At 43.9% G+C, this 12516-nt stretch carries 13 protein-coding genes; 10 read left to right on the top strand and 3 right to left on the bottom strand.

Annotated elements, in window-relative coordinates; translation table 11 throughout:
- Positions 1 to 217 precede the first annotated feature (217 nt).
- The 4 genes from GQY55_RS26470 (at position 218) to GQY55_RS26455 (ending at position 5469) form a co-directional block, all read left to right on the top strand.
- Positions 218 to 571, top strand: a complete 354-nt coding sequence (locus GQY55_RS26470) for a hypothetical protein (RefSeq protein WP_160044918.1) — start codon at positions 218 to 220, stop codon at positions 569 to 571.
- Between the two features lie 92 nt (positions 572 to 663).
- Positions 664 to 2400 (top strand): ABC transporter ATP-binding protein, encoded by a 1737-nt coding sequence (locus tag GQY55_RS26465; RefSeq protein WP_160044917.1) that lies wholly within the window; start codon positions 664 to 666, stop codon positions 2398 to 2400.
- Positions 2393 to 4243: an ABC transporter ATP-binding protein gene (locus tag GQY55_RS26460; protein ID WP_236575877.1), complete on the top strand. Its 1851-nt coding sequence runs from the start codon at positions 2393 to 2395 to the stop codon at positions 4241 to 4243. The genes GQY55_RS26465 and GQY55_RS26460 overlap by 8 nt, the downstream gene beginning before the upstream one ends.
- Positions 4244 to 4572: 329 nt before the next feature.
- Complete coding sequence (locus GQY55_RS26455; protein WP_160044916.1) at positions 4573 to 5469, top strand: DUF5050 domain-containing protein; 897 nt, start codon at positions 4573 to 4575, stop codon at positions 5467 to 5469.
- Positions 5470 to 5709: 240 nt separating this feature from the next.
- On the opposite strand, the gene GQY55_RS26450 is transcribed toward GQY55_RS26455, so the two are convergent.
- Positions 5710 to 6228, bottom strand: coding sequence for a helix-turn-helix domain-containing protein (locus GQY55_RS26450; RefSeq protein ID WP_160044915.1), 519 nt, complete (start codon positions 6226 to 6228; stop codon positions 5710 to 5712).
- A gap of 407 nt (positions 6229 to 6635) precedes the next feature.
- Here GQY55_RS26450 and GQY55_RS26445 point away from each other — a divergent pair, with 407 nt between their 5' ends.
- The 4 genes from GQY55_RS26445 to GQY55_RS26430 all read left to right on the top strand — a co-directional run bounded on the left by GQY55_RS26445 (position 6636) and on the right by GQY55_RS26430 (position 9165).
- Positions 6636 to 6923, top strand: a complete 288-nt coding sequence (locus GQY55_RS26445) for a nucleotidyltransferase family protein (RefSeq protein ID WP_160044914.1) — start codon at positions 6636 to 6638, stop codon at positions 6921 to 6923.
- A 291-nt stretch (positions 6924 to 7214) separates the two neighbouring features.
- Positions 7215 to 7598 carry a hypothetical protein gene (locus GQY55_RS26440; protein WP_160044913.1) on the top strand — a complete coding sequence of 128 codons (384 nt, stop codon included), beginning with the start codon at positions 7215 to 7217 and terminating at the stop codon, positions 7596 to 7598.
- A gap of 252 nt (positions 7599 to 7850) precedes the next feature.
- A complete protein-coding gene (locus tag GQY55_RS26435) occupies positions 7851 to 8327 on the top strand; it encodes a DinB family protein (protein WP_160044912.1) in 477 nt (158 codons plus the stop codon).
- A 223-nt stretch (positions 8328 to 8550) separates the two neighbouring features.
- Entirely contained in the window at positions 8551 to 9165 is a 615-nt protein-coding gene (locus GQY55_RS26430; protein ID WP_160044911.1) for a hypothetical protein, read from the top strand.
- Positions 9166 to 9505: 340 nt separating this feature from the next.
- On the opposite strand, the gene GQY55_RS26425 is transcribed toward GQY55_RS26430, so the two are convergent.
- On the bottom strand, positions 9506 to 9919 hold the full coding sequence (locus tag GQY55_RS26425) for a hypothetical protein (protein WP_160044910.1): 414 nt from the start codon (positions 9917 to 9919) through the stop codon (positions 9506 to 9508).
- The gene (locus tag GQY55_RS26420; RefSeq protein ID WP_160044909.1) at positions 9903 to 10376 is read right to left on the bottom strand and encodes a MerR family transcriptional regulator; all 474 of its coding nucleotides are present in this window, start codon (positions 10374 to 10376) and stop codon (positions 9903 to 9905) included. The genes GQY55_RS26425 and GQY55_RS26420 overlap by 17 nt, the downstream gene beginning before the upstream one ends.
- Before the next feature lie 310 nt (positions 10377 to 10686).
- Here GQY55_RS26420 and GQY55_RS31640 point away from each other — a divergent pair, with 310 nt between their 5' ends.
- Positions 10687 to 10863 (top strand): hypothetical protein, encoded by a 177-nt coding sequence (locus GQY55_RS31640; protein WP_236575876.1) that lies wholly within the window; start codon positions 10687 to 10689, stop codon positions 10861 to 10863.
- A gap of 44 nt (positions 10864 to 10907) precedes the next feature.
- Positions 10908 to 12437 (top strand): PucR family transcriptional regulator, encoded by a 1530-nt coding sequence (locus GQY55_RS26410; RefSeq protein WP_236575875.1) that lies wholly within the window; start codon positions 10908 to 10910, stop codon positions 12435 to 12437.
- Positions 12438 to 12516: the final 79 nt, after the last annotated feature.

Genomic DNA, 12516 nt, shown 5'->3' with positions numbered 1-12516 from the left:
GCGGAAAGGGCATTTCCGAACCGAATGTTTTTCCCAAACCGCGGACTCCGCGGTTTTTTCATTTTTGAGACTCGAGCTGTTGTTCGTGGTCGCGTACCGCACTTACAGTCAATGCGGGGATTGAAAATGATCTTGACAATGCATATTTCGTCGTATACATTTGTATACAATGAACATGATGTATGCAAAAGTATACAACCGGAAGGAGGAAACGAAGATGCGTGAAGGCAGACACGAGCGAACAGGACGTCACGGACATATGGAGCATCGGGAAGGCAGAAGTCACGGACATGAGGACAAAAAGACGCGTTTTCATAGCGCACAGACCTTCCGCCGGGGGAGAGCGGTTGCATTTCTCGAGAAACTGAACGTGAAACGCTCGACTTTGGCGAGCCAGCTCGAACAGCCGGAATACGAGTCCATCAAGCAGGTGATCAGCGGGGAGCTCAAAGCGACCGATGCGATCATTCAGGAGTTTATCCATACGTTCGAGCTTTTTGAAGTTTTTACTGAAAGCGAAGAAAAAGAGGAGAAACCGGATGGCGAGGAAAAGAAAGATGACAAAAACTGAAGCGGAAAGAAACGTTTGTCCGGGTCCAGACCGAGCAGTTTTTAAGACGGTCTTGACATATCCTGACGCTGCTGAAAGCAGGGGGGAATGGAATGTGGAAGCTTAAAACCTTTTTGAAGCCGTATTGGCTGTGGTGCATTCTCGCGCCGCTGTTGATGGTGGTGGAGGTATTCATGGATTTGCTGCAGCCGACGCTGATGGCGAGCATAGTGGATGAAGGCCTCATGAAAAACGATTTACATCATATCGTTTCGACTGGCCTGATCATGGTTGGCGTGGCGTTGACCGGGGTAATCGGAGGCGTGGGCTGCACCGTGTTTTCGAGCATCGCCTCGCAAAATTTCGGCAACGATTTGCGGATTCGGCTCTTCGAGCATATTCAATCGTTCTCGAATCGGAATTTGGACCGGCTCAAGACGGGATCGCTCATTACCCGGTTAACGAACGATGTCGTGCAGCTTCAGACGTTTGTGCAAATGATTTTACGGTCATTCGTGCGTTCCCCGCTGCTCTTGATCGGCAGCTTGATCATGGCGATCCGGATCAGCCCGTCGCTCACGTTGATCCTGCTGGTCGCCGTTCCGCTCCTTTTTATCCTTTTGTATGTACTCATCCGGCTCTCTTTTCCTTTGTTCGCGAAAATGCAGTCAAAACTGGATGCCGTCAACGTCGTTCTTCAGGAAAATTTGGCGGGAATCCGCGTGATCAAGGCATTTGTTCGGGCGAGGCAGGAACAGCAGCGTTTTCATGACGCAAACACCGATTATACCCGAACGGCGATCAGGGCGAACCGGCTTATGGCGCTGAATCTACCGCTTATGATGCTGATTCTGAATGCGAGCATCGTTGCCGTCCTCTGGTTTGGCGGAGCGCAGACCTGGAACAACGGGTTTCCCGTCGGGAATTTGGCGGCGTTCATCAATTACGCTACCCAGCTGTTAATGTCGATGATGATGCTGAGCAATATGCTTACCTTTGTGTCCCGGGCCAAAGTATCGGCCGATCGGGTCAACGAAGTATTCGCTGCGACAAGCGATATTACCGAAGATTCCGACGCCCTGAATGTCGGCATCAAGGCAGGTAGGGTCGAATTCCATAACGTAGCGTTCGCCTATGACAAAGACGACGAGAATCTGGTTTTGGATGATATCAGCTTTGTTGCCGAACCGGGTAAAACGACGGCAATTCTTGGCGCCACCGGCACGGGCAAGTCCACGCTCGTCAGTCTTATACCGCGGCTGTATGACGTTACAAGCGGCGCAATTAGGATTGACGGCACGGATATTCGCCGGATGAGCCTGGAACATCTTCGCAGCCGGATCGGGTTCGTCATGCAGCAGACGATCCTGTTCAGCGGTACCATTCGGGACAATATCCGTTTCGGCCGTCCGGACGCCAGCGACGAGGAAGTGGAAGAAGCGGCTATCATCGCCGAGGCTCACGGCTTCATTTCGGAGCTTCCGCAAGGGTATGACACCGTGCTTGGCCAGCGCGGGATCAACCTCTCCGGCGGGCAGAAGCAGCGGCTCGCGATCGCAAGGGCACTGCTCATCCGGCCAACAATTCTTATCATGGACGACAGCACCAGCGCGCTTGATGCGGCTACCGAATCCCGGGTCAGGCAGCTGTTAAAAACGGAGATGCAGAGCAGCACCAACCTTTTGATTGCTCAACGCGTGTCATCCGTTATTGACGCCGACCTCATCCTGATTTTGGAAAACGGCCGGATCGTGGCCCAAGGCACCCATGAAGAGCTCAGACGGAACAGCGGAATATACCAAGACATTTTGCACTCGCAGCTGAACGGAGAGGAGGCGCCTTATGTCTAGTCTACATAACCGAACGCCGATGCCGATCCCTGGTCGTCCAGGCGGTTTGGGGGGCGGACCGCCGGGCACAGGGCCTGGACGGGGACAAGTGCCGAAGGTTCGAGCCAAAAACCGCGGCGCTACAATTCGGCGCATCTGGTCGTATTTGAATCGCCAGCGGGCAGGACTTATTACGGTGTACGTGTTTACCGTATTAAACGCGGTTGTATCACTAATCGGGCCGTACTTGATCGGAAAAGCGATCGATAAGGCGGTGATTCCCGGCGATTTTAGCGGGCTTGTCCGGTTTTGTCTGCTTCTTCTGGGGATTTATGTGCTTGGAAGCGTGATCGCTTGGGTGCAGGCGTACGTCATGACGGCCGTTTCGCAAAAAACCGTGTTTGAGCTGCGGCGCGACCTGTTTGCCAAATACCATCAGCTGCCCGTGCGGTTTTTTGACACGCATGCAAACGGGGAACTGATGAGCCGGGCAACAAACGACATCGATAATGTCGCCAACACGCTGAACCAAAGCGTAACGCAGCTGTTAAACAGCTTGATCACGCTCAGCGGTTCGCTCGTTATTATGCTGATGCTGAACATCCCCTTGACGGTTGTCGCGATGGTGACCGTCCCGCTCGTTCTGCTGGCAAGCCGGAAAATTTCCGGATTCAGCCGGATTTATTTTAAAAACCAGCAGCGGCATTTGGGCGAGCTGAACGGCTTTATCGAAGAGACGGTAAGCGGCTTGAAGGTGGTCAAACAATACCGGAGGGAAGAGACCGAAGCCAAACGGTTCCGCAAGCTCAGCGGCGAGCTGAACAAATACGGCATCAAGGCGCAGATCGTTTCCGGGCTTGTCGGCCCGGTCATGAACATGATCAACAACCTCAACTTTGCGCTGATCGCCGGCGTCGGCGGTTGGATGGCATTTCATGGCATGGCCACGGTCGGGGTCATCGTCAGCTTCCTGAACTATTCGAGGCAATTCGGCCGTCCGATTTCCGAGCTTGCCAACCAGTACAATTTGATCCAGTCGGCGATCGCCGGAGCGGAACGCGTTTTTGAAGTCATGGATATGGGGTCCGAATTCGATCATGCACAGAAGCATGTCAAACTTCCGCGGCTGCGAGGAGAGGTTGTTTTTCGGGACGTATCCTTCGGCTATAAGCCGGATTCGCCTATTCTTAGCGGTGTGAGCTTCCAAGCGAATCCGGGCGAGAAAATCGCCCTTGTCGGACCAACTGGCGCGGGAAAAACAACGATCGTCAACCTGCTGACCCGGTTTTATGAAATCAGTGAAGGCACGGTGCTAATAGACGGTGTGGACATCCGGAAAATGGACAAAAACGAACTTCGCGGCCAGCTTGGCATGGTGCTTCAAGACGCGCATGTATTTTCCGGGACCATCCGGGAAAATATCCGGTTTGGCCGCCTCGATGCGACCGACCAAGAAGTCGAAGAGGCGGCGAAGCTTGCCAACGCCGACGGGTTCATCGCCAGGCTTTCGCATGGCTATGATACGATGCTTGGCGCGGAAGGCGGCAGTTTAAGCCATGGCCAGCGCCAGCTGCTAACCATCGCACGCGCGATCCTCGCCGATCCGGCCATCTTGATCCTGGACGAAGCAACCAGCAGCGTGGACACGCGTACCGAAATGCATATCCAGCAGGCCATGAAAACGCTGATGAAAGGACGCACCAGCTTCGTCATCGCCCATAGGCTCAGCACGATTCAAGACGCGGACCGAATCCTCGTTATCCAAAACGGACGGATTGCCGAGCAGGGCAGTCATGAGGAGCTGCTGAAACTGCAGGGCGTTTACTTTGAGCTATATAATAGCCAGTTCAAAAGGGCGATTTGATGTTCGAGCTGTTTTATTATTAGTTCGACTGATTTTCAGTTGAGGTTCCAATAAACGTTATAAATTGTCTATACTCTGTACAGCACTAATGATCTAGTATTGGCCGTCCGCTTTTGCGGGCGGTTTTTTGTTGGTTTATGTAAACGTTGACGGTAGTGTGGTTGAAATTTAAAACGTTTAAAAGCGGGGATTTAAGTTTCGTCTCTAATAACAATGTTATATATCACAAATATCGCAAATCTCTTTCATGGAGGAAGTATAGTGAAATTCGTAGAATAAGAGTTAACTGAAATGCCCGAAACAAATTCATATATTGAGGTGACTTTTCGATGACGAAAAAGACAATGTTAGTTTTGTTAATACTAATACTATTTGTAAACTTAAACGCCGCTTATGCAATTGATGAAGATTTTGAACGAGGGAATAGTGTCGGTAACATAAACAACTGGGGGTATTATGCAAGCACTGATGATTGGATATATTACTCAAGTTTTTCCCAAGCGGGGGGGCTTTACAAAATAAAAAAGGATGGAAGTGAAAAGACCAAAATTATTGATGGCCATCCTGCGTATATTAATATAAAAGACGAATACTTCTATTACTCTGATGGTTGGAAATTAACTAGAGTTAAACTAGATGGATCCGACAAACAAGTTCTTGCGAATTCTGCGTTTCATGTTAACGTGAAAGGTGAATATATTTACTATACTAATAATGGTTATCAAGATGGATTCATATTTAAAATGAAAACTGATGGGTCTGAGAAGAAACAATTGAACAATGACCATGCAAGTCAAATTGTTGTGAGTGGCGATTCGATTTACTATACTTCATACTACAATAAATTAATTAAAGTCGATTTGGAAGGGCAATCAAAGAAGAAACTGTTAACAGGAAAACAAATAAATGATTTAAATATTGATGGTGATTGGATGTATTTTAACTTCAATCAAAAACTATATAAAATGAAAATCGATGGGACGGAACTTACCAAATTATCAGATGATAATCCAAAATTTATTAATGTTAATGGCGATTGGATTTATTATAGTGATGTTTCGAAGAAGCAAAACTTAGTTCGCGTTAAAAAGGATGGTACTAACAGAGCGGAGATCAATCAAATAAAATCTTGGTACATTAGTATTGTAGATAATTATTTATTCTTTCATGATTTGTCAAAAATGGTTAAATTGGATATAAATAAAATTGAAACTAATAATGAGTAGACCTCTTAGGTATTTCGGAGAAGTCGGGCACATCAGTTAACATCACATTCAACGCTGCGTGCTGGGACAAGCCCAGCCCTTGGTCCGGAAGAGGCATTTAGGGAAGCGAATTCACCGGACACATTCAACCAGCTAAGTGGCGGAGCCACCCAGCACTTACGTGCCTTAAGCTGCTTGAGCATCGTGAATGCGGAAACGTTATCGGAAATATTGTGCAAGACATAAAAATCAAAATACAAGTTACTCCAAAGATTGAAATGCAACATTAATGTTATCAACTGATAAAACTTGAGAGAGAGCCTCGCGAATATGATATGCATATCTAGTTCGTAACCAATCGGTTGAAAACTCATTAGGGCTTACGATAATAATTGTCCCATTATTAAACTTTGCGGAAGTGTTTTTGTACCATACGTCAAAGCTTGGTTTACTAATCCTTTCATTAATTATTGATAATGCTCGCTGCCATATAATATTAACATTTTCTTCATCTACTATTAGTGGTTCCTTAATGTCTATTTGATTATCTATTATTTGAGCAATATCATTAGTCGTCCTTTTTATCAAGTCATCGATTTTGATACTGAATACATTTGATAGTTGATAAAGAGATTCAAGATCCGGGAGTGAGTCTCCTCTTTCCCATTTTGATACTGCTTGATGGGAGACATTTATCTTCGTAGCTGGTTCGAGTTGAGTTAAATGTTTTATTTTTCTCAGATTATATATATTGTTACCTACCTGATAGGGATCGATCATTTTCATTTACCTCCTCAATCTATTAACTAGTATGAACTATATCATAGGATACCCGACGTGCATATCGACTATCAGTTGATAAATAATTAATAGATACTTCAACTATTAGTTGAAGTAGGCGGTGATAGTGTTTCAAATGAAGGCACAATACATCCGATAACACCATGTTCACGCTCCGGGCGGCTGACGCCGCTTCTCGGTCTGCCCGAGGCAATCAGAGAAGTCGAATCAGGCAGACAGCCCTGCGAACCTAACCGCAGTCGCGGCCAGTCGCTATGCTCCTTTAAGGTTCTCGGGTTCGTGAACACAACAACGTTAAGTGAAATCTCCCGTAAGACACTAGGAACAAAAAACAACTCTTTAGGTTATAATGAAAGCATAATAATGATTCAGAGGAGGGGAGTTCATTGAAGCGAGAAGATATTGAAAATAAATTGAGATCCGAAAAGCATTATTTGAAGGAACATTTTTATGTCGAGAAGATCGGGCTATTTGGTTCCTTTGCTCGTGATGAACAGACAGAAAACAGTGATATTGATTTGTTAGTTGAATTTTCTCGTCCTGTTGGATTTGAATTCCTGGAGCTGAAGCATTACTTGGAGACTATACTTAACCGCCATGTTGATCTTGTTACTCCTAATGCCATTAAACCTTATATGAAGAATGAAATGCTTAGTGAGGTACAATATCAGTGAAATGGACATTTTAGAGTAAATTCAACGGATAGAATCGTATCTCTTGGACGTTGGGTTGAGGACTTTTTATCAAATCAAATGCTTTTGGATGCAGTAGTATGAAATCTAGAAATAATAGGAGAAGCGGCTAGAAACATTAATGAGGAATTAAATCAGATGGACAATCGAAGAAAATGCTCAGACAACAAACGACCCAGCCTAAGATAAGAGCTATCTAAGGCTGGGTCGTTTCGTGAATACGGGAACGTTAGATGAAAGACATGTGAATTAATTATACAAGGAGTTTTCTCGATGATGATAAGAAATATAGAATACATAGAATCGGTTATTGCTAATTTTACAATCCGTCAAATAGAGTGGCTTTCGGATTTCCACTTCTATATTACTCAAGATAAGTTTTTTGAGAATATATCCATACTTGATATAACTTTTTTAATTAAGGAGAGTTCAAAGACATATGAATTAGTTATAAGATTCTCGAATGTAGAAAGTCTTAAGTTTCAATCTGGAGGAGCACTAACACTAATAAGTGGATTTAATATTAGAGATTTAAAGGATCATGGATATCACCCAATGAATTATTTAATTGAGGATTACGAAAACGGAATTATTAACTTTTATTGCAATGATATTGAATTTGTAAGTCTTAAAGAAAGTGAGAACATAACAATTTAGAGCACATAAAGGAATATTGAATGTTGATCGAAGTAGACATGTCCTTCATATAACAAAGTATCCACGCTGCGAGCTACGCCCTTGGTTCGCTAGAAGTATTAGGCGGAGAAGTTAAACCAGTGAACAACCCTGCGAGGTTAAGTCCGTCGGGCCCGGCGCAATACGCCTTAAGCCTCTCAGGTTCGTAGATGCAAGAACGTTATAAGAAATTGGGGCAAAGGATATAATAAACAACTCAAAGGAGTAATGTACATGGCGAAGACCTCTTTGGAAATGGTAGAAGAATTCAAATCCTTTATTGATTTTGTACAAGAATTAAAGACTATAGATGAGGAACATTGGAATAGTCCCATTTCAGAAGGGAAATGGTCATTGAAAGATGTTATAAGTCATATCATGCTTTGGGACAAATATTTTTATGAGGAAGGCATAGAGAAGATCAAGCTTGGTCAATCCGTGACTGTAAGGCATTTGAACTTTGATGAATTCAACGCCAATGCAAGGGAATATGCAAAGACACAAACAAGAGATTCTATTATTAAACAATTCTTTGAATACAGAAACAAGATCATTGATGATATCACCGGATTACCAGAGGAAGATTATATAAAGGAATATAAAGACGGAGACAGAAAAAAGTTTTCGATTAGGGGATATTTAAGAGGATTTATTTCCCACGATAAACACCATAAAAAACAAATTGAAAAGTACGTAAAGTCAATACAATAAAGTGTAAGCGAATTCAGGGGTGGCCCCAACATCTTATAACACTGTGTCCCAGCTTCGCGTCTGTTGCCGCTCGGTCTGCCTGAAGGATTTCAAGGAAGCAGATTCAGGCAGACACATCATTTCCCTAAGATATAAGAGCTATCTAAGGGGAATCGGCGTCAGGAACACAACAACGTTATCAGAAATTCCTTGAAGAGCGATAAAAAAAGGAGGATTTATTTTTATGTCTTGGAAACAAGCTTTAAAGACATTTTATGAACTCTACTCAGAATCTAATCTAACAAATGAATGGATTATTGTCGGATCAGTTGGATCTGTACTGCAGAAAGCGATAATGAACCCAAACGATTTAGATATATATGTTCAGAACATGGATGATGTTAAAGAATTAGCTCAACTACTGAATGAATTCAACTTAAAGACTAAATCTAATCTTTCTTATTTTGATGTAGACTGGCTTTCCTCTAATGAGGAACCATACTTTACTCAAACCTTTCCTTCTGGATTTACTTGGACTAAAGGTAAATGGAAGATTCATGATTTTACCGTGGAAGTGGTTCAAATATCAAATTCAGCTGGAATACCCGATTCGGTTAAAGGTGAAGGGATATGGGAAGGTGGTAAATATATTTGGGAGTTAAAGAAGTACGTTGAATTTGAAAACTATGAAATACCAGTCGTTCCACTTGAGATTCAATTGGAATCAAATATTAGAAGAAATAGACAAGATCGAACCGATGCAATTTTGAATGCATTGATATCAAATGGTTATGACAAAGAATTATTGGGAAAAGCATTGTCAAATGCAAATAGAGAAAAGTTTAAGGAATTGTTTTAGCATTTCGAGGAAGCTGAATCAGTCTGACAACCCAGCGAAGCTAACCGCACCGCGGCCACTCCCGTTGGTCGCTTAAGTCGGCGAGGGTTCGTGAATACGGGGACGGTATGTGAAATTCTATCAAGTGCTAATAAAAATCCAAAATATGATGCAATTAAAGCAAATTCAATACGTTTGGGGGAATCAAACGTGAAGTGGGAAGAAGCAAGAGAAATCTACCCAACGCCACATTAGCGGTTTATCATGAACTAATTTCCCGTTAGCGTATTGAAAATCACTGGCAATGAAACGCGGTTTAGTGCTTCAAACTTTCCTACTGGTTTTGAGATGATAGACCCCCTTACTCTTCTTTTTTCTTTATTCTTGTGCCCAGTATAATGAAGGCGGAATAGATTAAGACGGCAATCGAATCGATTAACGTATTCGTAAGTGCCGAAGCATCATATAATGCCGTTACACCGAGAATGACCATGAGGCGAATGAGTAGAAGCGACACGAAAATCCACGCAGCAAACCGGATCTTCGATATTTCGCTTTGGAATGACAGGATAATGAATACTATGCCGAAAGCCAGATTCTCAGCGGTGATAATGTGCCAGATATACGTAAATGTTATCCGTGTATTCAAGGCTATATCATTGACCAAGAGCGTCGGCAGTACAACGGATTGCCCGTTCCAAGCGTGCGTAACAGCAAAAAGTATTGCCAGGACGCCAGCAATCAAACAATAATAATTCTTAATGTTGATGTCCATCACAATCCCCCTTAGTTATTTCAGGTTCCTTCTTCTGAAGATCTCGGTAAATCTCCCGAACGAGCACTGCCAGCTGCTGGTCGCTTTCATGGTTAAAGTCCATTAGCGTTTTAATTGCTACGTCGAGTAACCGGCTGACCTTTTCAAGATGTGCCATTTTCTTGAGCGTTTCTGCCTTTTTGGTACCAAGGAATTCAGCGACCTCCTCACAATAAGCAGGATCCACACTCTGCATTCTGTGGAACTGAAACTTCCCCTTGATTTCTTCTAGAGAAAAGTCCGCATACTGCATGATTTGAATATTCATCAAATCGACGATGTCGTCCCTAGAATACTTGCGATATGAATTGTGTCCCCGAGACGGCGTTACGATTCCAATACGGTCATAATACCGCAGTGTATCCTTCGGGATACCAAGCATTCGTGAAACCTCTTTTATAGAATATAGTTTTTCCATATATTCAGATTAGCATTGGAGTCAACTCCAATGTCAATCGTTTTTTGTGTCATTTTTGCATACCGTATTCATGCAACTATAGGCGAAATTATCATCAGAAAGGAAATAAAAAACGACAAAAATGATAATAAGTATCGGAGAGGGAGGGCACATAAAACAAAAAAACAATATCAATCGTTGAAGATCTGTGGCACGACTACCAATATGCCATCAAGAGCAGTATATTTTAAAGAAGAGATCAATAAGGAGTTCTTATCAAAAAGATACGAAAGAATGGCATTTATATCCGAATTTTTGACTCAGCATCTTAGTGGAGCAGGCCGAGTATGCAAAAAATTTCATAGTTGGCAAAGGAACTTACTTGGTTGCTTATCATAACGAAGGTTATACTAATATTAATGAAGCCTATCTTAGGCTGCTTGGTTATGCCGGGCATTATAACTTACAGCTTGAATCGAACAAAAAAGTGGTGGTTGAATTGGGGTAACCGTAAAAGATTTGCTGCAGCTGCCTTCATTTAGGGGGGCTCAGGTGGTCACTGGAACAAGCAGACTTCATCAGACCGTTTCCTCTTTATCTGTTTTAGAGGTGGCGGATGTCAATTTCTTTTCGCAAATTATTCAAACCGTTCAGGAAGAGTGGTATGCCGAAGAGCTGGTCATCAGCTCTTTTTATTCCATTAAGGATAGCGTGGAGCAGCAGTGCAAAACGGTTCAATATCTGCATGACCTGGGTGAAGTGGGACTGATTCTGTACTATGTCGGCATTGTGATGCCGGACATCGCGGATGAAGTGCTCGAGCTGGCCGAATCCCTGAATTTTATTATCATCTGCATGCCGAGAAACGATTACTCTCTCCGGTATAACGAGGTCATTTATGAAGTCATGGAGGCAATCGTCAGCAATCAGAATGTGAATGAGCATTTCGTGAATGAATCATTGGAAAAGGTGTCGCTGCTGCCGGAGCATTTGCGGAGCGTGGAAATTACCCTTAAACTGCTGTCGGACCGGATGAAAGCAAACATCGTGCTGACAAACAGCAACCTGGATATCATCAATCGGGTCATGTGGCCGCGCAACTCATCGCTCGATGTGGCGGATCTGATCCGGTCAATAGCGCCTTCCATTTTGAACGGCAGAATGGGGCAAGGCGAGCTGAATGCGCCCTGCTTTGTTGAATATAAACGGATTCATCAAAAAAACGGGGAGGCCCTGTACCTGTTTCTCATTAAAGAAAATACGAAGCTGCCGCCGAAGACGATGGATCAAATCAGCGAGGTGGTGCAGGTAGCCATCAATTTGTGGGGAGACAAGCATAACGAGGTCAGCGAATACGCTTTGGTCAAAGCGATCGTGAACGACGAAAGCGAAAAAATGCGCAGATTGGCCCATTTGCTTCACATCGACGTATCCGCCATCCAAATGATGTGGCTCGTTTACATTCAGGATTTGTCGGAGGAAAAAAGGATTAGGGAAGACTTGAAATCCTATCTCTCCCAGTATTATAAAACCGCCGTCATTCAAACGATCGATCACTGCGTTGTCGTTTTGCTGGGGAATTGTTCCTATAAATACAATGAGTTTGAAATCGCAGCGGACTACATTGAAAACACGGGTCTCATCGCTGAAATATCAAGCATCGTGTATTCCCCGAGAATGCGGAACACGCAGGACGTAAGACGAATGTATCAGCTCGTCAATGAGGTCTCTAAAGAAGTTCACCGCATTTATCATCACCGCAAACTGTATACCTCGGCGGAAATCCGAAACATGAAACGGGCCATAGACCTCAGTAAACAAGGGGAAGAGATCACGGAAGAATGCTTGTCCGTCATGGAGCCAATTATGGACGACCCTGACGCCTTGAAAACCCTGATGACCTTTCTTCTGGATGCGAAGGGGAATATGGATGAGTGCAGCAAGCTGTTGTTCGTCCACAAAAATACCGTAAAATATCGCATCAAAAAAATATGCGAGCTGATCGGCTACGATGTCACCGTCAATTCGGAATCGTACGATGTATATACCGCCTGCATGGTTTACCGACTTATCCATACCTGAAAAAAGTCCCGAGGTTTTGTCGAATCAGACAAAAACATCGGGATTTTTTTTATTTTCTGAAAAAGACGCTGCCCTGCTT

Origin of the sequence: Paenibacillus sp. USDA918EY, assembly GCF_009870825.1 — a bacterium.
Lineage (GTDB): Bacteria > Bacillota > Bacilli > Paenibacillales > Paenibacillaceae > Paenibacillus_AQ > Paenibacillus_AQ albilobatus.
The sequence above is the reverse complement of the archived record's forward strand: the minus strand, read 5'-3'. Positions and strand labels throughout refer to the sequence as shown.

Excerpts from the sequence above, each read along its gene's own strand:
- GQY55_RS26460 (WP_236575877.1), top strand. The coding sequence starts at position 2,393 with ATGTCTAGTCTACATAACCGAACGCCGATGCCGATCCCTGGTCGTCCA.
- GQY55_RS26420 (WP_160044909.1), bottom strand. The coding sequence starts at position 10,376 with ATGGAAAAACTATATTCTATAAAAGAGGTTTCACGAATGCTTGGTATC.
- GQY55_RS26465 (WP_160044917.1), top strand. The coding sequence starts at position 664 with ATGTGGAAGCTTAAAACCTTTTTGAAGCCGTATTGGCTGTGGTGCATT.
- GQY55_RS26470 (WP_160044918.1), top strand. The coding sequence starts at position 218 with ATGCGTGAAGGCAGACACGAGCGAACAGGACGTCACGGACATATGGAG.
- GQY55_RS26455 (WP_160044916.1), top strand. The coding sequence starts at position 4,573 with ATGACGAAAAAGACAATGTTAGTTTTGTTAATACTAATACTATTTGTA.
- GQY55_RS26425 (WP_160044910.1), bottom strand. The coding sequence starts at position 9,919 with ATGGACATCAACATTAAGAATTATTATTGTTTGATTGCTGGCGTCCTG.
- GQY55_RS26440 (WP_160044913.1), top strand. The coding sequence starts at position 7,215 with ATGATGATAAGAAATATAGAATACATAGAATCGGTTATTGCTAATTTT.
- GQY55_RS26435 (WP_160044912.1), top strand. The coding sequence starts at position 7,851 with ATGGCGAAGACCTCTTTGGAAATGGTAGAAGAATTCAAATCCTTTATT.
- GQY55_RS26450 (WP_160044915.1), bottom strand. The coding sequence starts at position 6,228 with ATGATCGATCCCTATCAGGTAGGTAACAATATATATAATCTGAGAAAA.
- GQY55_RS26430 (WP_160044911.1), top strand. The coding sequence starts at position 8,551 with ATGTCTTGGAAACAAGCTTTAAAGACATTTTATGAACTCTACTCAGAA.